The following is a 26,060-nucleotide window of genomic DNA, read 5'->3' on the forward strand; positions in this document are numbered from 1 at the left end:
TCCTCGCTTTCTTATCCCTTCAAGCCCGTCAGCGTAATGCCTTCCAGGAAATAACGTTGTCCGATCAAAAATACGATCACGCAGGGCAGCACCACCGCCGCCGAAGCGGCCATAAGCAAATCCCACTGCGCGGTGTAAGAGCCCTGGAACATCTGCAAGCCCAAAGCCAGCGTGAACAGCTTGTCGCTCTTCAAATAAATGAGCGGCCCCATGAAGTCGTTCCAGGAGCCCAGGAAGCTGAACAGGGCGACGACGATAAGAGCCGAACGGCTGAGCGGAAAAATAATTTTCCAGTAAATCTGAAAATAACCGGCACCGTCCACGACCGCCGCTTCGTCGAAATCTCTGGGGATCGTCAAATAAAACTGTCTGAGCAGAAAAATATTAAAGATTCCCCCGCCGAAATAAGCCGGTACGATCAACGGATAAAACGTATCGTAAAAGCCGAGCATCTTCCACCCGAGAAAGCTCGGAATCATCGTCACCGCGAACGGCAGCATCATGCTCGTCATCAGAACGGCGAACACCGTGTCCCGGCCCTTCCATTTTATCCGTGAGAACCCGAACGCGGCAATACTGCTCGTCGCCACCGTCCCCAGCAGCACGCTTAACACGATAATCATCGTATTCGTAAAGAAGACGTCGAACGGAAGCACCGTAAGCGCCCGGTGAAAATTATCCCATTGAAACGGCGCCGGAATCCACTCGGGCGGCATCGTGAAAATTTGCGATAAATCCATCAGCGAGCTGCGCAGAAGCCAGACGAACGGAATAATAAACAGGATCGAAACGACGATAAGGGCGGCATACCCTCCGGCAAGCGCAAGCTTCGATTGTCTCACGGGCGCTCCCCCCCTTCGTAATGCACCCAGGACTTGGAGGTTTTAAAGACGATATAAGTGAACGCCATAATAATGACGAACAAAATCCATGCCAAGGCGGAGGCATAGCCCATCTCGGTATCCCTGAACCCGCTTCTCCACAAGTAGAACACGTAGAACAGGCTTCGGTTGTTCGGCCCGCCCTCGGTTAGAATATAAGCTTCGTTAAATACCTGGAACGAGCCGATAATCGTCATAATCGTATTGAAAAACAAGGTCGGCGTCACCATCGGAATCGTAATATGGCGCAGCTTGCTGTACCAGCCTCCCCCGTCCACTTCGATCGCCTCGTAGTAAGATTGCGGAATACCCGACAGTCCGGCGAGGAAAATAATGACGGTGCTCCCGATGCCCCACAGCGTCGTCAGCACAACGGACGGAATAACGCTGCCTTCCGCATACAGCCAGTTGCTCGGAGGCAGATTAAACCAGCCCAGCAGCGAATTCAGCAGCCCCAGATCCGGGTTCATCAGCCACATCCAGATCATCGCCGACGCCACCGCCGGCACGATGCTCGGGAGATAAATAATCGTCCGAAACATCGCCCTGCCCTTCACGTTCATATTCAGCAGCAGCGCAATGCCGAAGGAAACGATAATGACGGCGGGCACCCGCAGAACGACGAAGTAGAACGTGACGCCGAGCGATTTGTAGAACAATTCATCCTCGCCCGAGAACAGCTTGGCGTAATTGTCGAAGCCGATAAAGGAGGTTTGCTCCTTAAATACGTTATAGTCCGTTAAGCTGAGCGCCAGGCTCGCGATCATCGGACCCAAGGTGAAAATGACAAAACCGAGTATAGCCGGAGCCGTGAACAGCAGTCCGTACCAAAGTCCTCTTCGCATCCCTGCCTCCAATCCCGAAGCTGTCCGATCAAGAAGTGAGCTTCTCGCAAGCAAACGGAGCCGCGCCCAACGAGATTCGACGAACGGATAGTCACGGGCACCTCTCTCCTTCCGTGGTCTCGGGAGATAGATGCCCGTCCTTGTTCATCGATAATCTTGCACGTCTCTACTTGCGCGACAATCTCTCATCGATCTCAGCATTCGCAGTCGCCCGACGATTAGATATCCCGACGGCCCTGCACCTGCTCTTGCGCTTTCGCGGCGATGGCATCCATCGCTTCCTGCGCCGTCTGCTGGCCGAGCCATACTTTATCCAACGCGGGATTAACGATATCCATAATTTTGTTGAAGTTTTTCACGTAGCCGGTCGGCGTCTGATGCCCCTTCGTCAGGATGACCTCGACGATCGCGTCTTTGTAGCCCGAAGGCCGCGAATCCAGATTTTCGGTCCATTTCGCGAGCATGGCCGGATCGGTGTACCAGTCTTTGTATGAAGGCATCCACGTGCCCGCCGTAATCATATCGATCGAAGCCTCCGGATCGATCAGAGCCTTCATCAGCTCCCACGCCTCTTCCGGGTGCTTCGTGGACTTGAACATCGAGAACATGCCGCAGACGACGGTCGTTACCGGCTCCTTCAGAACGGGCATGACCCCGACGTTGAAGTTGAACTTCGATTGCGCCAGCCCGGTGCTGGCCCATTGGCCGTCAATCGCCATCGCGACCTTCTTCGTCTGCAGCGCGACGTTCGTCGCCGGAATATTTTTCGCCTGCACCGGAGACGGCGAGACGTGATGCACGTTCATCAGATCCGAGATTTTCTGGAGCGCCTCCACCGCGGCAGGCTCGTTCAGCGCGAAGCTCTGGCCGTCCGCGGATACGAAGTCCCCGCCGTTGGAGTAGATAAAGTTGCTGTACGCTCCCCACCACGTGCCTACGTTAACGCCGTACTGCTTAATATTTTTCGGATCGAAATCCGGATCGGCGGCCGTTCTGCCCTTCGTATCGACGGTCAGCTTCTTGGCCACCTCCACGAATTCGTCCCATGTCCACGCTTCCGCCAGCTTGCTCGGAGGAGGGGAGATGCCCGCTTCCTTGAAAATATCCTCGTTATAAAACAATCCGAAGGACTCCGGACCCGGTCCGATGCCGATCACGTTGCCGGGCTCCAGCGAATACATAATATTAGGGACAAGGCTGTCCACGTTGATGAACTGATCTTTGTCGAGAAACTCCTGAAGATTATAGAACTTCCCTTGCTCCGCAAGCGGATAGGCGATGCTGCCCGATTCCATCATCGCGATATCCGGCACGTCGTTGCCCGCCACCATCGTCGTCAGCTTCGTGTCGTAATCGGCGGCGATATGCTGCAGGTCGACTTTGATATTCGGATATTTCGTTTCGAAGCGCTGAATGGCCACCTTGTATGCCGCGACTTCCTCCGGCGCGCCCCATACGGTCATGCGGAGCGTAATGGGGTCGTTCGACTTGGACTCCCCGGCAGCCGACGGCGAGGATTGGCCGCTGTTCGAATCGGACTTCGCGCACGCGGACAGGACAGCCGAGAGCGCAAGCAGCAGAACCAGGAGAACCGCGATCGGTTTCTTTTGACGTTTCATTTTCCGAACCCCTCTCGTTTGCGTCTTTACGGATACCATAGCTGCAGTCTATGATACCTTGATTATAAATTGGGGGGTAACCGCGCATAACCCGAAAGTCTTTGGAATGGTGGACTAATATTAGGGCTTCAGCGGCAAAGTGATCACAACGCTCGTTCCCTCGTTCGGCCGAGAGTTGATCGAGATGCCGTACTGCCCGCCGTACTGCAATTGAATTCTGGCAATCGTGTTTTTGATCCCGACCGAGGAGGATTCCCGGTACAAAATCGCCTTGACCGTCTCCTCGCTCATCCCCCGGCCGTTATCGGCAATTTCGTAATACCGCGTCTCGTCCGCGATCCAGCCCCGGATACGGATAAAACCGCCCGTCTCGATCTGATCGAAGCCGTGCAGAATCGCGTTTTCGACGAAGGGCTGAAACAGCAGCCGGGGAACCTTGTATTCGTACAGCCGGGGATCGATCTCGTAGCCGATGGAGAACTTGCCCTCGAAGCGGACGGACATAATGTAAAAATAATTGTTCATCCACTCCGTCTCCTCTGACAGATGAACGGCTCCCCAGTCCTTGCGCGACGTATAGTGCAGCATGTTGGACAGGCACACGAGCATTTTGCTGAGCTCCTTCTGCCCGTTCTCGATGGCCGTCCAGTTCATGACGTTTAAGGTGTTGTATAGAAAATGGGGATTCATCTGCATGCTGAGCGCCTGAATCTCGGCCTCCTGCTCCTTCAGCTTGATTTCGTAATTTTCCGTCACGAGATGCCGGATCTGCGCGTTCATGCGATTGAAGCGCTGCAGCAAAATACCGAATTCGTCGTTCGTGCGGAACGCGATCTGCGTCTGGAAGTCGCCTTCCCCTACCGAGCGCATCGCTCCCAGCAGCTTCTTGATCGGCTTGGTGATTCTGCCGGCAATGAAGTAGGCGAATACCATCGCCACGATGCCCAGAATGACGGCCATCAGCATGCTCGACGTCCGAATGACGGGCACCAGGTTGCTCGCCAGCGCCGATTCCGGCGTCCAGACGACCGAGATCCAGCCGGTGACGGCCGAACGATCGAAGCAGACGATCATCGGCTCCCCGTCCAGCGTCATCCTCAGCGTGCCGCTATTCTCCAGCTGCAATTGCTCCAGCCACCGTTCCTTGTAGACTTGCGATATTTTGGCGGAATCGCTGCCGGCCACCACCTTGTAATCCTCGTTCATGACCAGATAGCGGGAGCTTTCGGGGAAGCTCTCCTCATAGAGGGATTTTAAGGCCTCAAGCTTAAAGCTGATCGCGAGAACGGGGCGTTCCACGTCGGCTTCCATTTTCTCCAGCGTCGTATTGTTCAAATAGGAGAAGTCCAACAGCCTCGCCGCGGTGAACAGATGGCGAAAGTCCAGCTTCCCTTCCTGCAAGTAAGGCTGCGCGAACATGTCCACGAAATCGTAGGTGGGGTACCAGACGATTTTCCCGCCGGCCTGCTGCGTCTTGCGATAAATGTCCGAGCGCGTAGGATCGCCCTGCGGCAGCATCTGCCCGAAGGTAAAATAAGACGTCCACAGCTGGTAAGCGTAGACATCTTCGTTTAAGGAGAAATATTTGCTCAGCACCGACGAGACCTGGCGGTCCGCCTCGAACAGATCCGCTTCGTCCGCGGGGTCCAGGCTGCTGAAAATGCGGAACAGATCCTTGTCCACGAACAAGGCGAGACTGTTCTGTTCGATGATGGCCAGCTTCGTGTCCATGATCGCGTTGTTTTTCTTCACGATCTCGTACACGTTCTTCTGCGCTTGCTCCGTCACTACCTGCAGACTGGTCCGATAATAAAGCACCCCAAGCACGATGAGCGGAATCGCGATCAGGAAAATATAGCTGGCCAAAATACGCGAGCGGAAAGTCGTCTTCATTCCTTGCGTTTCCTTTCCGGGAGTGACGTGTGCTTGTAGGCTTCCGGCGATATGCCGTGATGCTTCTTGAATACCCGGCAGAAATATTTGGTATCCTGATAGCCGCACTCCGCGGAAATCTCGTAAATTCGGAGCCGGTTGTCCGCCAGCAGCGCCTTGGCGCGTCTCATTCGGGCTGCCGTCACGTGCTCGGAGAACGTCCTTCCCGTCTTGCTCTTGATGAAGGTGCTGAAATAGGAGGGATTAAAGAAGAAATGCGCCGCCGCCCGCTCCAGCGTCAGTTCCTCCTTGGCATGCTCTTCGATCCACCTCAAGCAGTTCGCGACGATAATCTCGTTCTTGTCCTGCTGCGCCTGCGTCAAAGCGCCGTAAACTTCCCGGATGCTGGTCTCCAGCAGCTCCAGCAGCCTGCCGTACGAATCGCATTCCTGCAGGAGCGAGGCGGAGGCTTGCGTGAGGAGACTGCCGACCTGCCGGTCCACGAGATCGTGTACTCGGCTTTTGACCTTCATGAGAAGCAGCGAGGCCTGCTCCTTCATCAGCGACGGCTGCGCGTAACCATCGTCCGACAGCCGTTCGAAGGCAGATCGGCACTGATCGACCGCATGCTCGACCTCGTTCCCCAACAGCGCTTCGAACAGCCTCTCCGAGTCGATCGGAACGGGACTGTCGCAGGCGGGGCGGGACTTGTCGTAATAGAACAGCCCGTCCCAGCATTCGAAAAAGTTGCGCTCGTTGGCCGTCTGGGCGGCCCGATAAGCTTGCGGCCCGCCACCGGACAGCGAGTCGCAATAAGGGCCGATTCCGTGCGTCAGCCGCCCGGCCGTCGACAGCTCCTCGGAGAGGGAAGCGGCGATCTCGCGAACGCGCCGCTCCAGTTCGGGAGCAAGCGGGGGCGTGCGAACGACCGTTACCGCGGCGCAGCTTCTGTCCTCCAGTCCGTTGTGGAGAATCGTCATCGCTTTTCCCAGCTTCGACCAGCCCCGCTCCAGGCTTTGCAGGTAGGCCAGTCCGCTTATTTTCTCTTCGTCCGGACGGCTGAATTGCAGCTCGGAATAGATCACGATCCCGCCGCCCTGCAGCCACTCCGTCTTGTCCATCTCCTCTTGCTCCGACGGCGTCAGGCTCTCGTTCAGCCAGGAGAGATACAGGCGGCTGCGGTAAGCGGAAGAGGCGAGCGTCAGCCGATGCTTCATCTCCTCCGTCTCCTTGCGCTGGAGCGACTCGGTGCTCAGCTGCAGATCGATGCGGTCCAGCAAATGCTTCACGTTCTCGATCTCTACCGGCTTCAGCAAATAATCGAACGCGCCGTGACGGACCGCCATCTGCGCATACTCAAACAGATTGTAGGCGGAGATCATGACAACCTTGGTCTCGATGCCTTCTTCCTTTAATTTCTCCAGGAAAGCCAATCCGTCCATGCGGGGCATCCGGATATCGGTCAATATCGCTTCGGGGCACATTTGCTTGACCTGCTCCAACGCCGCGGCCCCGTCCTTTGCAGCCGTCACCTGGGCATCGGGGCGCAGCTGGCGAATCAGGCTTACCATTCCTCTAAGATGTCTCGGTTCGTCATCCACGACCAGTATTTTCAAATCGCCACCCCCGTCGCCTCTCTGCGCTGCCTCTTGGGCGTGTCTGCAAACCCGCTCAGGGGCATCTATCACCGCCTTTTCGCCCCCTGCTGCGTCACTTTTGCTTGACGTACCTCCGGTACGCCTTCACAAAAGTTCCTTGCATGGAACGAAAATTCGGCAACATCTGCTGCCCTCGGAGTATGCAGACACGCCCTAGCGAAAAAAGCGCCTTCATTTTAGCAGGCGCGTAATATCCATCCGATAGGTTTACAGGGTCGCCCGAACGAATCGTCCCGCGTCATCTTCATTGCGCCGAGACTTTCGCAGAGCGAAATTTTCCTTGCCTCTCATTATATAATGCGGCCCGGGGGGATTCATAGGTCATTCCTTTTGGATAGGTGGATTAATTTTGGAAGTATGCGCGCAAGCCAAAAAAACGCCTTCGGCGTCCTCTGGGCGCAGAATGGCGTTTCAAGAGTCGTCCAAAACGATAATCGATAGAGAATGTTGTCGTGCATGTATCTTCTTACGATGCTATACGCTTCTGAAATGGGAATGGATAACCCGTTAAGCGGTGATTTCAGGACCGTATGAGGCAGTCTCCAGAAGATACATGCACTTTTTTCTTAATCGATCATCTTGTACGACCGTATGAGGCAGGCGCTTCGCTCTACAGGAGATATATCCCCATGATTACAAATCGATCATTTTTGTTGTTGCCCGCTAATGACATATGGGACAGCCTCCTGCCGCAAGAAAAATCGCGGTCGTTATCTCAGAATTTTCAGAGCGCCGCTCCAGGCGAGCACTTGGTCGAGCATAGCGTTGACGTTGGCCGGGTGCATCTCTTGCGGTTTGAACACCGAACCGTTCTCGAAGTCAGTAAACAAGGATAGCGTCGGATGCACGCGCACGTCCGCGATCATCAATTCGCCGAGAATTCCCCGCAGATGCTCGGCCGCGCGGGCTCCGCCCGTCGACCCGTAGCTTACGATGCCCGCCGCTTTGTTGTTCCATGCGTCGCGGGCAAAATCGAGCGCGTTCTTCAACGCCCCGGTGATGCTGTGGTTATATTCTTGCACGATGAACACAAAGCCGTCCAGCCCGGCCAGCTTCTGGTTCCAGGCGGCGATTCCCGGCTCCGTTCCGTCGGTGGTCCCGAGGAAGGGCAGCTTGTAATCCGCAATATCCACGATTTCATAGTTGGCGTCGCCGCGCTGCTCCGCGATCCCCTTCACCCATTCCCCGACCTGCGGACTTACCCGTCCTGCGCGCGTACTTCCCAGAATAATCCCAATATTAAGGTTTGCCATTGTATAATCCTCCTTATTGTTTAGCTGAATCGCTTGCCCGTAATCCCATGTTTTCGTATCGCCAGCCTATAGATTGCCCTGATTTGCCCGTTTTCTTCCATCGAATCGCCCTCCCTAGGGTCAAGTTCCTGTCATCCTCCCTAGACCACCATACGAATACGATTGCCGGACGGATCGGCCACCGTGAACTCCTCGCCTTCGGCGGTTACCGTCGAGCCGAGCTTGCGTACATTCGCGACGACTTGCGCTCGCGCCTCTTCGCTCGGATAAACGACGGTGAACGACTTCAGTCCGGCGCCGTTCTCCGGCGGCCGGGGCGCGCCAACGCCGTTCCAGGTATTCAGGCCGATATGGTGATGGTACTTGCCGTCGGCGATGAACAGCGCTTGCCCGCCGAATCGCAAAATCAGTTCAAATCCCAGTCCTTCCACATAAAACGCCTTGATTCTCTCCAATTCGGAGACGTGCAGATGAATATGCCCCATAACCGTATCGGGCGGCAGACCGTTCCAAGTCCGTTCGGTTACCCCCGCGAGAAGGTCTCTAAAATCCAAGGGGTCCGTAGCCATGGCTACCTGACCGTCGTTCCAGGTCCATTCCGCGGCTTCGCGGTCGCGGTAGACTTCGATTCCATTGCCGTCCGGGTCCGAAAAATACAAGGCTTCGCTGACCAAGTGATCGGCCGAGCCGATGCGGATGTGATTGTCGGACAGATGCAGCACAAATTGCGCCAGATCGGATCGGGAAGGCAGCAGCAGCGCAAAATGATACAGACCGGTCGTTCTGTCCCGCTTGGGCACAACGTCGTCCGGCTGCTCGATCGTTAGCAGGACGGTCTTCCCGTCCGCCGTCAGCTCCGCGAATTTCCCGGTCTGCTTCAATACCCGGAAGCCGACGATCCGCTTATAAAACTCCAGCGACCGGTTCAAATCCGTTACCTTTAAGTTGACTTGACCGATGTAAGTGTAAGGCTGACGATGGAACTTCATAGGTCACCTCCTATTCATAACGCTCGAAGTTCAATTTGGATCGGCAGAACTTCAATACGTATAGTTAATAACTTTATGTAAGTAATATTACTATAAAGAAAGATGCAGGTCAATACCGCAGCCATGGGCTAAGTTGTTATGCTGTAATAACGCCTCCCTATGCGAGTAAAACCAAACGGCCTTGTCCCGTGGAATTCGGGACAAAGGCCGCGTAGAGAGGCGGTTCGCCTGCGATCTGTGCCACAGGCTATAACACTGCTTTATACTGATCCTCGACGACTTCGTACAGCTTCGCCAACTCCAAATAGCGTTTCGGCGCTTGGAGGGTTACGGTGACGACGCCCGGATGGCGGCCGATCTCGATCGAGCCGGTAATCGTGGCGCGGTTCATAATCTCGGGCACCGTTACGTTGAACAGCCTTGCGGCACGGGCGAGTCCATTGTCGGTCGCTGCATTCAGGTTCGATGCCGTTCCGATGACGGACAGCGGAAGCGAGGTTTCAAGCTCCTTCAAGCCCCACTTGGCCGCGAGAGCTTCGGCAGCGCGCTTCTCCGCAGCGGATAGCGGCTTGGCCGTATAGGGCAAATCCTCCGCGTTCGGCAGCAAAATCGGGCCTTCAAGCTTCACGTTCTTCAGCACCTTGACCTGCAGGTGAACGATCCCTGCAACGTCGGCCGTGTGACCCGCGATTTCGCCGTCGCCTTGCAGCGCGTGCATGTCGCCCAGATAGACGCCGCCGCCCGGAACTTTGACCGGACAGATCAGCGTTGCGCCGGCGCGTACGCGGCTGATATCCATATGCCCGTCCGTACGGTGCTCGTCCAGCTCCTCTTGGGTGACGGCATATGCATGCGGCGCCCCGATCAGGAACGAGCCGAAATCGCCGGCATTGTGCGAGTCGGGCAGCGCCTGGGAGGGCGTCGTGCCGAGCTGCCCCAGGAACGGCCGCATGCGCGCGATGACGCCGACCAGATCATGCGGGGCGAACGTCACGATCGGGTTCTGCACCGACGCGTCCGGCGTGCGCATATAATGGCGGCCTTCATGCGCGATTCGTTGGGCCGCTTCCTTCGGCAAGGTGACTCCGACTTGGCCGTCTTCGTCAAAGGTGATGGTATAACCGTTCGTAAAAATAAAAGGAGTGATGTCGGAGTCGCAGTCGGCGCAGCGAATCGCTTCTTGACCGATGCCTCTAATGACCGTATCCGGATTCAGCGTGCCGCACTCGGGACATTGCACGGCTACGAAAGGATCTCCAAGAAATCGGCCTTCGACCGGCTTGTCCTTCCCCGAGGAAGTCGCGATAGACGTTACGTCAATGGACTTGATGCGAATCACGATCGCATCGCCTACTTCCGCTCCTTCCACGAAGACCGGCTTCGTAACCTCGTGCCCGCCTTTCAGGCAAGGCGTAATCATCGGTCCCCAACAGCCGGGCGCCGTGTTGGCCACGATATGACCGCCATCCTTGACCGGGCCAAGCATCTCTTGCTTCGGGTCCAAAATCCCATCCGTGAACGTATTGACGAACAATGTCTCGACAGCTTGCTTCATCGCAGAATACCTCCTTTTTGAAATTATAGTCATTATAAATCAAATACAGAGGGAAGAGTACCGCGACAAGCTCTACTTGTCGTTATCCGTCAGCAAATTCATGATGATATCCAATTGCTTCTCCACCGAAATCGGATCGCTGAACAGAAACTGATCGAAGTCGATATTGTAAATATTTCCGGCCTTCCCGGCCGAAGAGCCCTGAATAAACTTGTCCACGCCCTTCAAGTCTTCCTCGGCGCCTTCGTTCACGGCCAGCAGCAGATGGTCGCCTATGAAATCGGAGACGACCTCCGCGGATATTTCCCAGGTCTCGCCGTTAATAACGTCCGTCTTTACTTTGTCGGTCGGCTTCAAGCCCAAGTATTTATAAATAATGTTGCCTCCCATATTGGTGTCGCCGTAAATAAACAGCGAGCCAGGCCGCACGTTCAAGATCGAGAAGGTTTCATCGGCGCCGATCGTCGAGCCGATCTTCGCCTTGTACTCGGCAATCTTGGCGGCAAACGCCTCGTTCCACTGCCGTGCTTCCTCCTGCTTGCCGAGAATATCGCCGAACATCTCGACATCCTTAACCGGATCGTTGTACTGCTCCACGACAAGGGTCGGCGCGATTCGGCTCAGCGCTTCATACCCGCCCTCGACGACTTCGGCGAACGGCTCCGTTGTCACGATCAGGTCGGGCTCCAGCGACAGAATTTTCTCTGCGTCGGGCGGTACTCCAACATCCGCGATACCGGATATATCGTCCAGCATCGGATTGCCGAGGACGAAGGTCGTCGCGCCTACCGGCTTTACCCCGATTGCCATCAACTCTCCCAAGTGAAACAGGCTGACGACGCGCTGAGGGTTCACGGGAATTTCCGTTTCGCCTTTCAGATGCTTGTACATGCGTATTGTCGCTGTTGTGTCCTCCGTCGAAGCAGTGTTGCTCGCCGCAGCGGCGTCCGTCGAAGCGGGCTGAGAGGCCGGCGCTCCCGTATTGTCTCCTGCCTGGCATGCGCTCAGAAGCAAAGCTGTGCACAGCAGCATTTTGGCTCCGACCGCCGGTCTTGAAAATCCGAACATCGATGTTTCCCCTTCCTCTTCCTGTTGATAATAAGTCTCATTCTCATTATGGGAAGCAGGCAAGGGGGTTACAATAGACGATTTTAACCGGCGTAATGGATTATGCTGAACCATCTGCCGATGGTCTTCCCGAAACTGGAACGGGGAACTGCCGGTATGCTTCTTGAACAAGCGGCTGAAATAATAGACGTCCGCATAGCCGACGCTACCGGCGATTTCCTGGATGCGGGCCTCCGTCTTCAGCAGAAACTGCTTCGATTTATGAATGCGTACATGAATCAGGTATTCGATCGGACCGACTCCCAGTTGGTTCTTGAACAGGCGAGACAAGTAGCTCGCGCTGCAATCGTAAAGCCCGGCCAATTCCTCGGCAGTAATCGATTCCTTGTAATGCTCCTGGATATAGCGAATCGCCTCGGTGACCAGATTCGGCCGGCCGCCTTCCGCCGCCGACTTGCGAATTTGCCGCATAACCTCGAATACGAACGGAAGAAAGACGGACTGCGCCTGCAGCCTGTCCATCGGAGCGGCTTGCTGCCATAGGCGATGCATCGTCTGGCACTTGTCCTGCAGGGGCAGCAGCGCATAGGGAGCAAATGCATACGACGTATGGAAGCTCTCGCGGTCCTCCGGCGAATCGGAATCGGCTTTATAGCCCATCCAATAGCAGGCGAATTCGTCGCTAACCGACTCAAAGCCAACCTCCGTCCCCTTCCCTCCGTGCAAAAGGTAGGGCGAACGGGTGCGATAGACCGTGTCCGACAGACTCACTCCCGCCTCTCCCTGGGTAATCACTACGAAGAAGCTGCTATGCGCCGCGCAGCGATCGGGGACGGTTCCATTTTCCGCACGAAAATGTCGAATATCCAATAGCCTGACGGCGGCCCGGCTCCACCGCTCGACGTGGGTCTGCCAATCCATACGCCCTCTCCTCTCTCTGCTATCATCTTAACTTAATTCGGCCGTTGAAGACGAGCGGCAACTCGTAAAGCCCGGGAGCCTGAGCCCCCGGGCCGGTCGTATTATGGTTTTCCGACCCTGTACTCGTCCGGCTCAAGTTCGATTATGTGCCGGCTTTTTCCCAATTCATGAGTTTTTCAAGCAGGATCGATAGGTAAATCCGTTAAAGTTTCTCATGATTGGCTATCCGAATTCACTGAATCCAATTTAAATTGGGCCAAAACATTCGAGTGGTTACTTGGACTTATTGATAGCTCAAGAACTACTGACAAAAGGAAGATTAATATCCCGAAATGGGTTGGAAGCAATTCGAAGAACTCATTGGAACATTGCTTGAAAGAGAAGGGTGGAAAGTGACTGTTAACCGAGCAACGAAAGATGACGGAATCGATGTCGTCGCATTGAAGTAAGGGAATTGTCTGCCATCCGTGAAGAAAGTAAAGCTTCAAAAGCATTTATCGTTACGACCAGCCGACTAACTAGAGATGCAATCACTCGGATAAAACGCAATACTTTTCGGCTCAGAATAAGAAGGGGCTCATCTTGAAAAATGGATAAATGGCGGGGTTCTGAAATAGGCTTTCAATTGCCTAAGCTCAATTGGTGTTCTCTCTGACCATTGATACTCCCCTATCGTTTTCCCTCGAAAAAATTGTCAATTTTTCTTTGTTATTGTATATAGTAGATGAGTTAATCTTTGATTATTATACGGTGATTCAATCATGGCCTTTAGCATTTGTTCAGGAGCTATATCAGTAAAATCCATAAAACAATCGGATTCTGCGGCAATAGAGCGTATGAACTCACGTTGAGTGCGTCCATTGCCTTCTCTAAAAGGATGAAGTACGTTTAACTCAGTAAAATAATAAGCCAGTCTCTCAATAAACTTCTCAAACGGCAATTCATTCAGCAAGTTCTCATTTTTAAGTTCGGTGAGCAATTGATCAATTTGACTAGCCAAGAATCTTACATTAGCGAAGCGAAACTTACCTTTAGCGATATCTTTCTCACGGAGTTTGCCTGCGAATGGATAGATATCCTTAAAGATAAACCTATGAATATTGCATAAGTGAGTTCGGTCATACTCACCCTTTACCGGCCTCAAATTAAGTAACCTGAGTCGATCCAATGTTACTAATCTTTCAAAAGCATCTAACTGTCTCTGTTCAGTAAAACCTGGGATATTTACTAGCACATCACTGCCGGGATAACAATATTTTGAATCATTTTGATTATACATTCTTTGCGATTTCCATAGCGAGAGTTAGAAAATCCGCATTCCGCACTTCTCCATTAGCTCTTTTCAAAATCAATTGCTCTTCTCGGGCAGTAAGATACATACCTTCCATTGCAAGCGTAGCTTTGGCATACGATAATGCACGAAGCCTTTTCTCATGAGTGTATCTTTTCACACGCAACACCCGCTTTTTGTTTCGAAATACAACATGTATATTCATCCAGACTGTCCACCTTTCCTGAAAAGAATACCTGTCCATAATTATAACAAAAAAATGGTCAATGGGTTGCGAAGATAGCTTCAAAACGGAAAGTTGACAGACGATCCGTATGCCATTACTTCCCGTTCCGCTATTTTTGACGTACTACTCCCGTACCTTGAGAGAGAGCGTGACCTTAAACAAATCGCCGTCGACTTCAATCGCAAGATTGCCTTCATGAAGATCCACGATCGACTTCGCAATGGCCAGCCCCAGGCCGGAGCCTTCCGTGTGACGGGAGGAGTCCCCGCGTTTGAACCTCTCGAACAGTTCGTCCCGATTTTCGCTCATTTCATATTTGGATACATTCTTGAACGAAATCGTCACCTGATTCCCCGCCGTTTGTATCGTAATATAGACGCGCGAGTTGTCGAGCGAATACTTCAGGACGTTCCCGATCAAATTATCGAAAACGCGAAACAGCTTCTGCCCGTCCACAGAGGCGTACACCGGCATTTTCATGTTGGGCAGCCGGAACTGAAGACTGGAATTGCGGATCGCGCTATCGTATTCCGCAAGCGTCTGCTGCAAAAGCTGGACGAGATCGACCTTCTCCTTGTTCAATTCCACATTGCCGCTCGCCATTTTCGAAACCTCGAACAGATCGTCGATCAGAACCTTTAACCGCTGCGACTTCTGGTCGATAATCTCAACATAGGCAATTCTGTTCTCGTTCGAGACGTCCTCCTTCTTCAGCAGCTCGGTGTACGTAATGATGGAGGTGAGCGGCGTTCGCAGGTCATGGCTTACATTGGTAATAAGCTCGGTTTTCAGCCGTTCGCTCTTGGCCTGCTCGTTCTGCAGCGTGGTTACTCCTTGCTTTAAGACGTTGATATTTCCGGCAAGCGCGGCCAATACGGATTTTCCCGAGACTCCCAGATCTTGCCCCAGCTTCCCGACCGCGAGCTCGCTCGTCTTCAACACAATGCGGTTAAAATACCCGATTCGCTTAATCAGCACCATCAAGAGAGGGAGCCCTATTGCCGCAAGCAGCACAAAATAGGTAACAACAAAGACGGGATCCACGATTGTCATTAATGCCGCTAAACCTAAACCATATATGATCGTTAACACGATAAACAATTGGACTCCGGTGCTCGTACTGAGAAACGCGTCTGTTAAGCTGTTTTTGGCTCGAAGGATTTGCGTCTTCACGCTCTGCCAGACCTTATTTAAAAGTCCGCTCCGCCATTCTTGCTTCATATACGGCCAATCCCGGAATCGCGCCGCAATGAGCTTTCCCTGAACCAGAGTGATCACTAAACCTGCCGCTGCCGCCGCCATTCCGATGAACATCCTCCAGCCGGAGTCGAAGGGATTGTCCCAAACCTGAAGGAATCGATCTTTTATGGAAAATAGTAAATAAAGAGTGGCCCATCCTGTCAGGATGGTCGAAACGGCCCGCACGTCTATGGGAAGCTTGTTGTAATGGGGGACCCAGCTTGCGGCCGTTGCCGGCGCGCCCCCTCTCTTCCTCATGAGGAGGAAGCATGCGAAGAGAGAAACGAGACTCGCCAAACCATATGCCCATAGCGCGATTTGTTCCTGTTCGTACTTCTTGTACTTGATCCCGATGGAGCTGGACGAGGGCAAGTCTCTGGCTACCGCAATCTCTCCCTTGAACGGAAGGAGCGAATTTACTCGTCGATCATAATGGCGAAGCCAATAATAAGAGTCCGAATTATCAGTGGGGATCGAGTAGCTCGAGATATAGCTCATGTAATGGGAATTCATCTTATCCGTGATCGATTCGTCATCGGCAAGCAGGATATTCGTATAGACCCTATCGGACATGCCGCTTGTAAAATAATACTGGAGCTGTCCCTTGTAGCTTAAGAAATCCAAATAATATTCTTCTCTTCCCCGGTAATACTCTTCCACGCTCTTTTCCTTATCGGCAATAATCTTGGCTCTAGCGTAATCGTCGCTTTTGAAAATCTGAGCGATCTCTTCGATTTTCCTATCTCTTTCCGCAAGATAGATTTCCGCTGCGTCCCGGTTGTTCGCCGATTCGGCTTCATTCAGGAGCTGCTCGTACTCGTTCTTGAGAAACGTAATTTGATCCGTTACATTTCCCAATCCGTTCCGATATTCGTCGATTTCGTCCTGAGAGACCGTTAGGGACTGCTTCGCCTTCTCCAATGGAATCAGGTTAAGCTCGAACAAGTTCAGATATTGAGCAAACAGGTTGAGCTCGTTGCGAAATTGCGGCGTGTGAAAATAATCGCGATAAACGTAATTGGAGCCGTAAGTGGATACGATGAGGAACCCGCTCAGGCCAAATGTGAACAGAAACGCCCTTACGCCAAAGCCCAGTCTATTTCTCCATTTTGTAGCCAATTCCCCACACCACCTTTAAGTACATTGGATTTTTCGGATCGATCTCGATTTTCTCCCGAATGTTTCTGATGTGGACGGCCACCGTATTTTCCGCGTTAAATCCGGGCTCCTTCCATACCCATTCGTAGATTTCGCTGATTGAGAACACTCGGCCGGCGTTCGTCATCAGAAATTCAACGATTTTGTATTCGATTGGCGTAAGCTTTACCGGTTCGCCGTGAACGGTTACTTCTTTGGCCGATTTGTCCAAGGTAAGGCCCTTCAGATCGATCACTTTCTTGATGCCTTCGTAGGAGCCCAGCGTCACATACCTTCTCAGCTGAGATTTCACGCGGGCTACGAGCTCCATCGGATTAAAAGGCTTGGTCACGTAGTCGTCCGCTCCGACGTGGAGGCCCAATATTTTGTCGCTGTCCTCGCTTTTGGCGCTCAGCATCAGGATCGGAATGTTTTTCTTCTCGCGAATTCTGGACGTCGCGGCAATTCCGTCGAGACGGGGCATCATCACATCCATAATAATCAGATGAATCGGATGCTCGTTAATGAGATCCAGCGCTTCAACTCCATCCTTCGCCTTCAATACCGTAACGCCTTCATTCTTCAAATAAATCTCGATGGCGTCCCGTATTTCCTTTTCATCATCCACAACGAGCACGAAGAAATTATCCATCTTTCACTCCACTTTTCCCAAGTCGTCTTTCCATAGCTTAATAGTAAGCGGAAAATATGAACATCGGTTTATGATAATTATGAAGAAGTTCTTAATGTTTGGGGGGCATGCCCAGAAATAGCTCGGTGGATTGAATTGCATTGCTCGGACCGTTTCTCAATCTTCTGCTTGAATCGAACTCTAATACCCTCATTCGGGATCGGGGCTTTACGCCCCCTCTTTTGCTCCATAGCGAAAAAAACTCCTACCTCGTGAGGTTGGAGTTTTTTGTTTGCTTCAAGCTATAGCAACTTCATCGTTCGTATAAAATTAGTTCTGCACGGTAATCACCCGCTCAAGTATGTTCTCCTATATTAATTTTCTTAGTGCACTCTGCTTTTTTAATAACTCCTCTCTTACCTTATTTATATGAGCCAGCACTTCTCGTACATTTGTAATATCATCTACATTAAGCTGACTGAAACATACCTTCATGTTTTCAATTCTGTGTTGATAAGAGGACTTTTCTTTTTTCTCCAATAAATCTCCATTATTGGATTCTTCTATTTCCCGCAAACAATCTGACAATTTCATTCTATTATCCTGTAAAAACTTCTTCAGTTGTTCGTCATTAGATTCACGAATAAATTTTTCATTTTTCAAATCATCAATACTGACCAGCCTCTTTGTTATCTTTAGCAACATAGTAGCTCTGATCATATTAAGACTGAAGGAGGCAACTACATCTGATTTTTGATTCAGTAACTTCTCTAACCACCCAATGAGCCGGTACAACACAGTTATGTTCAAAGTCCCTTTGATAAGTCCGTCTTCAATTTCGTTATGAGGATAATACTGAAAAACCCTTACCCTTTCTGCAACCCATCTACTACTTCTTCTCATTTTATTCGCAAGCTCTTCAAAAGAACATTTGTCCCAAGCTATCCACATTTCATGGGTATGTTTCGTCCATTCATAATCGGTCCAATCTTCTTTTTCGTTTTGCGCACTTCCCAAACGTTTTAATTCTTCTTCTTCCGATTTTGGGGCTTCGACGAGTATAACTGGAACCTCATTAATCTTTAATCTCTTTGCAGCATACCATCTACGATGCCCAGAAAGAATAATATATTTTGAGTCTCGCTCATAGCATGTAATGCCTGTTTCCCAACCTTTGCTTTTAATAATATGTTGCATCTCAGTTGTTTTTATAGATAAGTTGCTCCTTGGATTCTTTGGATTAGGAACGACTTTGCTTATACTTACCCAAATCATTCGAACATTTCCCAAGTATCTCAACCTCTCTGTTAGATATTATTTTCCAACTGCGCCCTTTTCTCCTCAATGCACATCAACAAGCTATCTAGTTCTACCAAAAGCATCTTTACCTCCTTTTTTGTTTTTACTTGCAAATCTTTGATTTCAGAAATAATCGCAGAAGAATCGATCTTAGTATCTTTAATATAGATTGATTGTATCTGGAAATCTTGTAGCTTTTTGTTTATATCTATCAAGAACCCGCGGATAACTTGAGAAGTAGCATTTGTAACAAATCTATGGTCCTGTGCTATCTGGCTGTTAAAACAACGTGCCTCGTACTTTTTCAACATCAACCGTCTTATGTAATGTTCCCCCCATGTCTTCATTAGATCGGGATGATATTTAGAAAGCCGTTTGATCCATATATGAATATAATCCAACATCGTTATAGAATACATTCGATTATTAAGCTTTTCCTCGATTTCAACCTTTGGATAATATTTGTACACACGAATTCTTGACCCAGTCAAGCCTTTAGAAATACCAAGTTCTTGACCAAGATCATCAAATGATTTTTTCCCAGAAGCAATCCATCTATCGTATGTATATTTGACCTGGTCATATTGACTCCATTCCACCTGACCGCTTTGTACGGAACCAATACGATCCAGTTCCTCCGCTGCACTTTTTGGCGCCTCGACGATGAATATTGGAATCTTCGTTTGCTCTAACTGTACCGCTGCATTCCATCTTCGATGTCCTGATATAATAATGAAGTTATCTCCCGATTTATAGCAAGTGATTGGTTCTTCCCAACCAATAGATTCTATTAGACTTTGTAGATGTTTTGTATTTACATTTAGATCCAACCTCGGATTTTTCGGATTAGGCAACACTTGTTCTAAAGATACCCACCTTAATTGAGCTTTTGCCTTTTCTTCACCATCATCCAAATCAAAATGGTCGAGATTCATTAACCATCCCTCATTTCGTTTCAAGATAGCTGCGTAATCATATCCGCAACTGCTTACTATCTTTTTCAGAATGTTGTTTAAAACGTGCTGTGAAATTTTATAATGCCTCATGATATCTCCGACACTATAGCGGTCTATCAGCATTTCTATAATGCTTTGTTCACTTGCTGACAAACCATCAAGGACTTCTATTTGAAATATAACATCTCGCTCTTCTTCAGCCCCAATAAAATCAATTAACTCAGAGGTTTCTTGGATGTCATCATGCAACAATGGCTGATTAAGCGACTTGACATTGCGAAGCTTAATATACTCTAAACCTTGCATAACCATATCAATAGTACAGCCAAGACAGTTGGAAATATGCTCAGGAGTACAATTCACAAGATTCTCCTTATACATTTGAAGAACAATTGAATTCAATTTGCGACTTGGTCGGATTAGAGGCCTGTTATACAGGATGAAGTCTTTCATTCTTCCTTTTACAAAACTACAAGCATAGCTCCAAAAGCCATTAGTATTTTTACTGCTTTCATATTTTTTCTGAGCCTCCAGAAGTCCTACATACCCTTGCTGAACTAATTCTTCTTTTAAATCTTTACAATCTCTCCGCTGTCTAATAAATTTATGGGCTGTCCATTCTACTTGTTTGCAATAACGTAAAACGCAAAAATTATTTTCTGAAATACTCCATTCCTCCTTTAATTTCTTGATTTACGACCACTTTTAACACTAATTTGTTCTTAACAACCTCACTTTCACTTAATGTCCTTCACAATTACCCGATAAATTATTTTATATATTTGAATTTTCTGAATTCAGTTTACATTAATCTTCATTGAAAAATCAATATAAATAATTACTTTGAATTAATAAAAATTCATAGTATTATAAGAAAGTCAGATATAAATATATCTGCGGGTTGAAACAAAGTTATTATTTATATTCGAAGAGCTATCCTAAAATAAGATTTGTTGGGATAGCTTTTTGAATGGGGTAAACTAATACAATGGGCAGAGTCAGAGTCAATCAATCCCCATCCTCTTCCTACCTAACTGTAGACTGGAGCACACTGTGAAACAGTTCTCTCTCTTGTTCAACTGCCTACTCTAATAACTTAGTCCTCCTTCAAAATCGTGATCTATCGAATCGGGCTGTGCAAAACCACAATTCGAAGCTAGATGATGTTATTGTAACCATTCATACTTTTTCAAGAATCGGAATAAGCCAGCATTCTTACCGAATCAATAATCAGGCCTGCTGCCCGGATAAAATCAAAGCCAATGATGCCATCGAGGTTTATGCCGCCATACTCCATACTTCCAATTTCAATTTGAAAATTACCAATACAGATGCCATCGAATTCGATTGTATCAAAGTTCTTCGTATACACGTATTCAATTCCACCAACACCTCGAATGGAATCCACCACATCCTTGGATTCAGGAACAACACCGATTGCTCCCACGACATCCGCTTTGAAAATCGTTCCCGCAGAACCTGTATCCAGTAAGACTCTCTCCAGCTTCAATTTCTGGCCGCGGAACATGACTGTGACTGAAACAAAGGGAAGCCCCAGATTCACATTAAGATTCATAACGGCCCTCGCACTCCAACGTACCGTTCACGGGCTACTAATGTAGGACGGGATGTATGGAAAAAACAGTACTCGCGATACGGTTCCTGCCTATGCAATTCGCTGTATCGGCGCATCGCCGACGTTGAGTCATCAAACCGATCAATGAGAACAACTTCTTCAATATAGCGGTTGCCATCGGAGGAATAGGCCTTCGTCGCTTCAAGAACCACCCATTCGTTTGGAAATCGTTCCTTTACCTCTTCCCAACGCATCCCGTCACCCCCAGCTTTTATGATAACTATATTGTAACATATACAAATATTCATTAGACAAACCCTTGAAACTGACTCCATATAAAACAACCTCGGCGTTGGACTGGAAAAATCAAGTCCTCGACTGATGCTATTGTCTCCCGCTAGAATTCAACGACTTATATGAAAATAGGAAAAGAAGCCAAGCAAACCTTCACTTTATTGAATCTAAAACCCTTCGTATAGTTGATTTAGAGGAATCGTGCAGGGCATTTCAATAGGCAACGAGGGAAGGGAGCTTTCGGAATGTATGGAATGTTGGGTATATCCGGTCTTTCTTTTTTGCTTGTGGTCTTTTTTACACCGCTGCTCATATGGGGGCTGCGCAGCTTAAAGCTCACGCAGCCCATTCGGTCCGAGCTGCCCCCCGACCATCAAGCCAAGCAAGGAACGCCTCTGATGGCTGGCCTCATTTTGCTTATCGGCGTGGTAACCTCTCTACAATTTCACCCTGCACCCTTGATGACCCTTTTGTGCGCTACGTTTCTCTTATTCGGTTCTGATCCCTCAGGAATCTCCGGGCGAACGAAGCTTGTGTTTCAATTCGCGTTTACCGGTATTCTGCTTATCGCTTTGTTCCATTCGTTTACGTTGACGAGCGATATTTCGTTGTTCAATGGTTTTCAGCTGCACTTGCCCGTTTACGCGTACATAGCTATCATGACCCTATTTGTGGTTGGATCAGCCAATGCTATCAATTTTACGGACGGTCTGGACGGACTGTTGATCAATGCTGCGATCCCGACTTACTTTTTCTTTTTTCTAATCTCGGACAAGCAGGAAGTGCAAACCTTTTCGCTCGTAATGATTGGCTGTCTGCTCGGATTATTTCTATACAATATTTATCCTGCCAGAGCCTTTATGGGGGATACCGGATCGCTAGCGATTGGAGGCTCTCTCTCCATCTTAGCGGTAATTGAGAAGGTGGAAATATTAATCCCGATCCTGTTTTCGGTTTATCTTGCTGAACAATTTTCGGTTATCCTGCAAGTCTGGTACTACAAACGCACGAAATTACGTCTATTTAAAATGGCTCCGATTCATTATCATTTCAGCCTGAAGTATGGTTGGAGCGAAAATAAGATCGTTATGGTATTCGGTTTCATCTCTTGGGCGTCCGTTCTTATTTGTTGGTTGATTTGGAAATATGCCCTCTAGCTCATGCGGAGCCTGCTCGCCTCGATTGCCCGATTCGTCGACTCGCGCCCCCCCGCTGCGGCAGCAGCGGTCATTTCTGATCCGCGTATCGCCACCAAACGAGCGTGGCGGCAGCGCCAAGCAATCCGATCGCAAAAGGAATCGACAGGCTAACGGCATTCAGATGCATGTTTTCCACCCCTGCCGCCCCGCTAAACAGGCTCGGAATCGCCCAAGGAAAGTAGGCCGCGATTCCCAGCGCACCGCTGAATTGAGCGGTAATCATCGTCAGGACGACAAAGCCGAGAGAGGAGAGGTAACCTCGGCCCACGCTAGCGCTCCAGGCTACCGGCGCCCCTAACGAGATCACCATGCATGTCGTGGCCATATAGCGAGAAAGCCCAGTCGCGACAGCTTGGCCGGTCATCCCTTCGAATCGAAGCAATCCGGAGAAAATACAGGCAACTCCGTATGCCAAGATGGCCAGAAGGAAGCACCATACGGCGGCAACGAACAGCTTGGCCGTTACGACTCGCGCGCGGGACATCGGCAGAGCCAGCAGATCCTTCACCGTACGATCGGAATATTCCCTGCCGAACAGCCAACTGAAGACGAAACCGAAGCCAATTATCCCACCGATGGAAATTAAACTGCCAAGTACAATCAGATATTGCTCCCATTGCGTTCCCCCGATTTCGTTGGCAGGGGTTCCGATGACCCCTGCCTGAACCAGGCCCATCATCGTAGGCATCATTGCCGATGCCAATAGCGAGATCCACAGGATTCGCGAACGGCGCAGCTTCAGGACTTCCGCCCAGATTGCGGTTCTCATGACGGCTCTCCGCCTCCTTCCATTCCGATCGTTCTCAGAAAATAAGCCTCCAACTCTTCCTCTTGAACCTTAAGCAGAGTCGGCGGCAAGTTCGCTTGTACGAGCAGCTTGGCCACGTTATCCGGTCGAGCGATGGCGCCGTCGTCTGTCAGCCTCATCGCCCCGTCGTCGCCTCTTTCCACCCGATATCCGGCTCCCTTCAGCTTGATGCGTGCCGCTTCGGTATCGCGCGCGTTCACGAGCAAGCTTTTTTTGAGATTCCGCTGCAGTTCGCCGACGTCCATCTCCTTCAACAGTTGACCCCGATGCACAATGCCGATGCGCGTGGCGAGCTTCGCCACTTCCCCGAGCAGATGACTGGACAGGAAAATCGTTACGCCATGCCGGGCCGCCAGCTCCCGAAGCAGCTCGCGAACCTCGACGATTCCGGCCGGATCCAAGCCGTTGGTCGGTTCGTCCAAAATCAGGATTTCGGGTTCATGGATCAATGCTTTCGCAAGTCCCAGTCTCTGCGCGTTGCCCAGAGAGAGATTCTTCGCTTTCCGATCCCGGTAAGGCACAAGCTGCAGCTTCGCCAATATCGCGTCGATGGACCGAACATTCTCAATCCTGCGCAGCCTGCGGACAAGCTCGAGATTTTCCCGCACCGTTAATTCGGGGTACGAGTATGGCGTCTCCACCATGTAGCCTACCTTGGCCCACACATCGGTTCGTCCGGCCGACACTTTCTTTCCCAGCAAGTAAGCCGCACCCGAATCGGGACCGATCATCCCGAGCAGCATGCGGATCGTCGTTGTTTTGCCCGCGCCGTTTAGGCCAAGAAATCCGTAGATTTCTCCCTTGCCGACGGACAAAGAAACCTCGTCTACGGCCGGAATCCGAGCTTGCCCGAACCGCTTGGACAAGCGCTCCGTTCGAATGACGTCCTTCATTTTTCTCTCTCCCTCCGATTAAAACTAACCAGTTATTTATTTTATGTCAGAAAGAAGCCGCCCTTTACAGGGAAGAGGGCTCCATGACGCCGTGAATAACAAACTGAACCAGCTGCTCCATGATCTCCTTCTGCCGCTGCTCCGAATCCGCATCTCCAAGCACATTGCCGAAACGGGAAAAAGATTGAAGCGTAGCCGTCGTCAAGTTCATGATCAGGACGGGAACCAGCGCGGGATCCAGATCCTTCCGGAGAATACCGTTGTTCTTGGCGGATTGCGCCAGCTCATGCAGTTGCGTCAGATCGTCCGGACGGTACGAAATCTGGTTCCACGTCTTCCACTCTTCGGCGGCCTCCCAGTAAAGAATTTTCCGATATCGGGGGTATTCCAGAAGAAACTCGTACATGGAGCGCGTATTCGTCTCCAGGAACTTCTTGAACTTGGCTGCGTCAGAGACCAATCCCTCTTCGCTCATCAGCCCCGCGATGATCCGGCCGGTCGCCTGTTCTCCAACCTGGTCCGCGCGCTTAACGACCTCCGTATACAGCCCCAGCTTGTCTCCGAAATACTGGTAGATCAGGCTCTTATTATAGCCGGAAGCTTTAGCGATCGCATCGATCCGCGCCGCCGAGTACCCAAGCTCGGCAAAAATCTCCTCCGCCGCATCCAGAATAATCTCCTTCGTTCGTGCAGCATCATAAGTTCGGGCACGTGTTGGGGGATTTTTTGGCAATGGTCTTCACCTCTTTTTTTAACTAACTGGTTAGATTATAATCTGGAAATCGGTCTGCGTCAACTTATAACCCCTAATCCGTCGATCTTCGAAATTGGCAACGTCAAACCCAACATGGACCTTCCGCGACCCGTGTCTTAGAGCTGTTCCGTCCTGATGGCGCTTGTGTGGCAAGTCTTGATATTCATCTCTTCCTCTACTCTCGAGCCAGCAGCAGCTTTTTGATTTGCCTCTGAACCTTCTCCGCGACGGGTAGCAAGACGTTACCTTCTGAAGTGGGTACCGTTACCACTCTTAATTCCGAGTTATAAGCCGCTACTTTCTTTACATTCACAATCGTTCCTCGATCCAACTGGAGAAAACCCTTGTCTTGCAAAAAGGTTGCCCAATCCTTTGTTGCCGTTAATGCTTTGTATATGCCGTTATCCGTATAGAATTGGAGCCCCTCGCGACCGTTCATCTGCAAGTACACCATGTCCTGGATACTTACCAAACAAACGTCTCCGTTCGAATCCACCAGCGATAACATCATGACTCCCCCTTGTCCCAACGAATAAAGTGATTGCCATCGGTTAAGATGGTAAAATCACTCGCTCACGGTATTCATCTCATTAATTTTATCCATTACAAAACTAACAGTAAATATAAATAAAACAAATAGTATATTAAATCTTCGTCTTAGTTTCTCTACTGTAGGTACAGAGGAGGGTTGTCATGGATAACTCGATGTTGGGGCAAAGGATTCGAACGGAAAGAAAGAAGCTTTCTTTGACCCAAGAGCAGCTTGCCGAGAGGATAGGAGTCTCTGATGCTTATATTGGCCAAATCGAAAGAGGGGAGCGCTCTCCGACTCTTGAAACTCTTGTTAAATTAGCTAAGAGTTTGGGCGTTACGATCGATTATCTTCTTCTTGACTCCCTCGTACCGGGCGATGATAACTTTATTGATCAAATCAGGCAGCTGTTTATAAACCGTTCGGTCAAAGAGAAACAGATGGCTTTAGATGTGATAAGGGTGATGTTTGGACATTTGGAGAACAACGCGGGGAAAAAATAACTCACTCCATCAAAAAACTCTGACCTTGTGTGGTCAGAGTTTTGTTTTTATAAGGGTTATT

General features: G+C 50.3%; 22 protein-coding genes and 1 pseudogene. 3 read left to right on the forward strand and 20 right to left on the reverse strand.

The features are described from left to right. Positions 1–11 precede the first annotated feature (11 nt). From ACFFT4_RS03980 to ACFFT4_RS04020, 9 genes are all read right to left on the reverse strand, one after another. Positions 12–842 carry a carbohydrate ABC transporter permease gene (locus ACFFT4_RS03980; protein WP_378045261.1) on the reverse strand — a complete coding sequence of 277 codons (831 nt, stop codon included), beginning with the start codon at positions 840–842 and terminating at the stop codon, positions 12–14. After that, positions 839–1,726, reverse strand: coding sequence for a carbohydrate ABC transporter permease (locus ACFFT4_RS03985; RefSeq protein WP_378045262.1), 888 nt, complete (start codon positions 1,724–1,726; stop codon positions 839–841). The genes ACFFT4_RS03980 and ACFFT4_RS03985 overlap by 4 nt, the downstream gene beginning before the upstream one ends. A 218-nt stretch (positions 1,727–1,944) precedes the next feature. After that, positions 1,945–3,345 carry an ABC transporter substrate-binding protein gene (locus tag ACFFT4_RS03990; RefSeq protein ID WP_378045264.1) on the reverse strand — a complete coding sequence of 467 codons (1,401 nt, stop codon included), beginning with the start codon at positions 3,343–3,345 and terminating at the stop codon, positions 1,945–1,947. A gap of 120 nt (positions 3,346–3,465) precedes the next feature. Continuing rightward, on the reverse strand, positions 3,466–5,238 hold the full coding sequence (locus ACFFT4_RS03995; protein WP_378045266.1) for a cache domain-containing sensor histidine kinase: 1,773 nt from the start codon (positions 5,236–5,238) through the stop codon (positions 3,466–3,468). Continuing rightward, entirely contained in the window at positions 5,235–6,905 is a 1,671-nt protein-coding gene (locus tag ACFFT4_RS04000; protein ID WP_378045268.1) for a response regulator transcription factor, read from the reverse strand. Before ACFFT4_RS04000 ends, ACFFT4_RS03995 begins: the two co-directional genes overlap by 4 nt. 680 nt (positions 6,906–7,585) lie before the next feature. Further along, on the reverse strand, positions 7,586–8,128 hold the full coding sequence (locus tag ACFFT4_RS04005; protein ID WP_378045270.1) for an NADPH-dependent FMN reductase: 543 nt from the start codon (positions 8,126–8,128) through the stop codon (positions 7,586–7,588). 140 nt (positions 8,129–8,268) lie between these two features. Next, the gene (locus ACFFT4_RS04010) at positions 8,269–9,117 is read right to left on the reverse strand and encodes a VOC family protein (protein WP_378045272.1); all 849 of its coding nucleotides are present in this window, start codon (positions 9,115–9,117) and stop codon (positions 8,269–8,271) included. A 247-nt stretch (positions 9,118–9,364) separates the two neighbouring features. Further along, the gene (locus ACFFT4_RS04015; protein ID WP_378045274.1) at positions 9,365–10,672 is read right to left on the reverse strand and encodes an acetamidase/formamidase family protein; all 1,308 of its coding nucleotides are present in this window, start codon (positions 10,670–10,672) and stop codon (positions 9,365–9,367) included. A gap of 72 nt (positions 10,673–10,744) precedes the next feature. Further along, entirely contained in the window at positions 10,745–12,661 is a 1,917-nt protein-coding gene (locus tag ACFFT4_RS04020; protein ID WP_378045275.1) for an AraC family transcriptional regulator, read from the reverse strand. 332 nt (positions 12,662–12,993) lie between these two features. Here ACFFT4_RS04020 and ACFFT4_RS04025 point away from each other — a divergent pair. Further along, positions 12,994–13,247 (forward strand): annotated as a pseudogene (locus ACFFT4_RS04025) (restriction endonuclease). 108 nt (positions 13,248–13,355) lie between these two features. On the opposite strand, the gene ACFFT4_RS04030 reads toward ACFFT4_RS04025, so the two are convergent. The 7 genes from ACFFT4_RS04030 to ACFFT4_RS04060 form a co-directional block, all read right to left on the reverse strand. Beyond that, complete coding sequence (locus ACFFT4_RS04030) at positions 13,356–13,940, reverse strand: Fic/DOC family protein (protein ID WP_378045277.1); 585 nt, start codon at positions 13,938–13,940, stop codon at positions 13,356–13,358. Further along, positions 13,933–14,157: a hypothetical protein gene (locus tag ACFFT4_RS04035; RefSeq protein WP_378045278.1), complete on the reverse strand. Its 225-nt coding sequence runs from the start codon at positions 14,155–14,157 to the stop codon at positions 13,933–13,935. The genes ACFFT4_RS04030 and ACFFT4_RS04035 overlap by 8 nt, the downstream gene beginning before the upstream one ends. Before the next feature lie 144 nt (positions 14,158–14,301). Next, positions 14,302–16,536: a sensor histidine kinase gene (locus ACFFT4_RS04040; RefSeq protein WP_378045280.1), complete on the reverse strand. Its 2,235-nt coding sequence runs from the start codon at positions 16,534–16,536 to the stop codon at positions 14,302–14,304. Beyond that, positions 16,514–17,206 carry a response regulator transcription factor gene (locus tag ACFFT4_RS04045; RefSeq protein WP_378045282.1) on the reverse strand — a complete coding sequence of 231 codons (693 nt, stop codon included), beginning with the start codon at positions 17,204–17,206 and terminating at the stop codon, positions 16,514–16,516. Before ACFFT4_RS04045 ends, ACFFT4_RS04040 begins: the two co-directional genes overlap by 23 nt. A 348-nt stretch (positions 17,207–17,554) precedes the next feature. After that, positions 17,555–18,460 (reverse strand): ParB/RepB/Spo0J family partition protein, encoded by a 906-nt coding sequence (locus ACFFT4_RS04050; RefSeq protein WP_378045284.1) that lies wholly within the window; start codon positions 18,458–18,460, stop codon positions 17,555–17,557. Positions 18,461–18,492: 32 nt separating this feature from the next. Then, on the reverse strand, positions 18,493–20,133 hold the full coding sequence (locus ACFFT4_RS04055) for a sigma-70 family RNA polymerase sigma factor (RefSeq protein WP_378045535.1): 1,641 nt from the start codon (positions 20,131–20,133) through the stop codon (positions 18,493–18,495). 496 nt (positions 20,134–20,629) lie between these two features. Further along, on the reverse strand, positions 20,630–21,016 hold the full coding sequence (locus ACFFT4_RS04060; RefSeq protein ID WP_378045286.1) for a retropepsin-like aspartic protease: 387 nt from the start codon (positions 21,014–21,016) through the stop codon (positions 20,630–20,632). Between the two features lie 539 nt (positions 21,017–21,555). Here ACFFT4_RS04060 and ACFFT4_RS04065 point away from each other — a divergent pair. After that, entirely contained in the window at positions 21,556–22,467 is a 912-nt protein-coding gene (locus tag ACFFT4_RS04065; protein WP_378045287.1) for a phospho-N-acetylmuramoyl-pentapeptide-transferase, read from the forward strand. A gap of 70 nt (positions 22,468–22,537) precedes the next feature. Here ACFFT4_RS04065 and ACFFT4_RS04070 read toward each other — a convergent pair whose 3' ends face one another. The 4 genes from ACFFT4_RS04070 to ACFFT4_RS04085 all read right to left on the reverse strand — a co-directional run bounded on the left by ACFFT4_RS04070 (position 22,538) and on the right by ACFFT4_RS04085 (position 25,475). Continuing rightward, complete coding sequence (locus ACFFT4_RS04070; protein WP_378045290.1) at positions 22,538–23,278, reverse strand: ABC transporter permease; 741 nt, start codon at positions 23,276–23,278, stop codon at positions 22,538–22,540. Continuing rightward, positions 23,275–24,210: an ABC transporter ATP-binding protein gene (locus ACFFT4_RS04075; protein ID WP_378045291.1), complete on the reverse strand. Its 936-nt coding sequence runs from the start codon at positions 24,208–24,210 to the stop codon at positions 23,275–23,277. The genes ACFFT4_RS04070 and ACFFT4_RS04075 overlap by 4 nt, the downstream gene beginning before the upstream one ends. 64 nt (positions 24,211–24,274) lie before the next feature. Continuing rightward, positions 24,275–24,943, reverse strand: a complete 669-nt coding sequence (locus ACFFT4_RS04080) for a TetR/AcrR family transcriptional regulator (protein WP_378045293.1) — start codon at positions 24,941–24,943, stop codon at positions 24,275–24,277. 196 nt (positions 24,944–25,139) lie between these two features. After that, positions 25,140–25,475 carry a LytTR family DNA-binding domain-containing protein gene (locus ACFFT4_RS04085; RefSeq protein WP_378045294.1) on the reverse strand — a complete coding sequence of 112 codons (336 nt, stop codon included), beginning with the start codon at positions 25,473–25,475 and terminating at the stop codon, positions 25,140–25,142. A 182-nt stretch (positions 25,476–25,657) separates the two neighbouring features. On the opposite strand from ACFFT4_RS04085, the gene ACFFT4_RS04090 reads away from it, so the two are divergent. After that, on the forward strand, positions 25,658–25,999 hold the full coding sequence (locus ACFFT4_RS04090) for a helix-turn-helix domain-containing protein (RefSeq protein ID WP_378045296.1): 342 nt from the start codon (positions 25,658–25,660) through the stop codon (positions 25,997–25,999). Positions 26,000–26,060: the final 61 nt, after the last annotated feature.

The sequence above is a fragment of the Cohnella cellulosilytica genome (genome assembly GCF_042431195.1).
GTDB classification, from domain to species: domain Bacteria; phylum Bacillota; class Bacilli; order Paenibacillales; family Paenibacillaceae; genus Cohnella; species Cohnella cellulosilytica.

Coding starts and splice junctions, on each gene's coding strand:
- ACFFT4_RS03985 (WP_378045262.1), bottom strand. CDS start 1,726: ATGCGAAGAGGACTTTGGTACGGACTGCTGTTCACGGCTCCGGCTATA.
- ACFFT4_RS03990 (WP_378045264.1), bottom strand. CDS start 3,345: ATGAAACGTCAAAAGAAACCGATCGCGGTTCTCCTGGTTCTGCTGCTT.
- ACFFT4_RS03995 (WP_378045266.1), bottom strand. CDS start 5,238: ATGAAGACGACTTTCCGCTCGCGTATTTTGGCCAGCTATATTTTCCTG.
- ACFFT4_RS04005 (WP_378045270.1), bottom strand. CDS start 8,128: ATGGCAAACCTTAATATTGGGATTATTCTGGGAAGTACGCGCGCAGGA.
- ACFFT4_RS04010 (WP_378045272.1), bottom strand. CDS start 9,117: ATGAAGTTCCATCGTCAGCCTTACACTTACATCGGTCAAGTCAACTTA.
- ACFFT4_RS04015 (WP_378045274.1), bottom strand. CDS start 10,672: ATGAAGCAAGCTGTCGAGACATTGTTCGTCAATACGTTCACGGATGGG.
- ACFFT4_RS04020 (WP_378045275.1), bottom strand. CDS start 12,661: ATGGATTGGCAGACCCACGTCGAGCGGTGGAGCCGGGCCGCCGTCAGG.
- ACFFT4_RS04030 (WP_378045277.1), bottom strand. CDS start 13,940: ATGTATAATCAAAATGATTCAAAATATTGTTATCCCGGCAGTGATGTG.
- ACFFT4_RS04035 (WP_378045278.1), bottom strand. CDS start 14,157: ATGAATATACATGTTGTATTTCGAAACAAAAAGCGGGTGTTGCGTGTG.
- ACFFT4_RS04045 (WP_378045282.1), bottom strand. CDS start 17,206: ATGGATAATTTCTTCGTGCTCGTTGTGGATGATGAAAAGGAAATACGG.
- ACFFT4_RS04050 (WP_378045284.1), bottom strand. CDS start 18,460: ATGATTTGGGTAAGTATAAGCAAAGTCGTTCCTAATCCAAAGAATCCA.
- ACFFT4_RS04060 (WP_378045286.1), bottom strand. CDS start 21,016: ATGAATCTTAATGTGAATCTGGGGCTTCCCTTTGTTTCAGTCACAGTC.
- ACFFT4_RS04065 (WP_378045287.1), top strand. CDS start 21,556: ATGTATGGAATGTTGGGTATATCCGGTCTTTCTTTTTTGCTTGTGGTC.
- ACFFT4_RS04070 (WP_378045290.1), bottom strand. CDS start 23,278: ATGAGAACCGCAATCTGGGCGGAAGTCCTGAAGCTGCGCCGTTCGCGA.
- ACFFT4_RS04075 (WP_378045291.1), bottom strand. CDS start 24,210: ATGAAGGACGTCATTCGAACGGAGCGCTTGTCCAAGCGGTTCGGGCAA.
- ACFFT4_RS04085 (WP_378045294.1), bottom strand. CDS start 25,475: ATGATGTTATCGCTGGTGGATTCGAACGGAGACGTTTGTTTGGTAAGT.
- ACFFT4_RS04090 (WP_378045296.1), top strand. CDS start 25,658: ATGGATAACTCGATGTTGGGGCAAAGGATTCGAACGGAAAGAAAGAAG.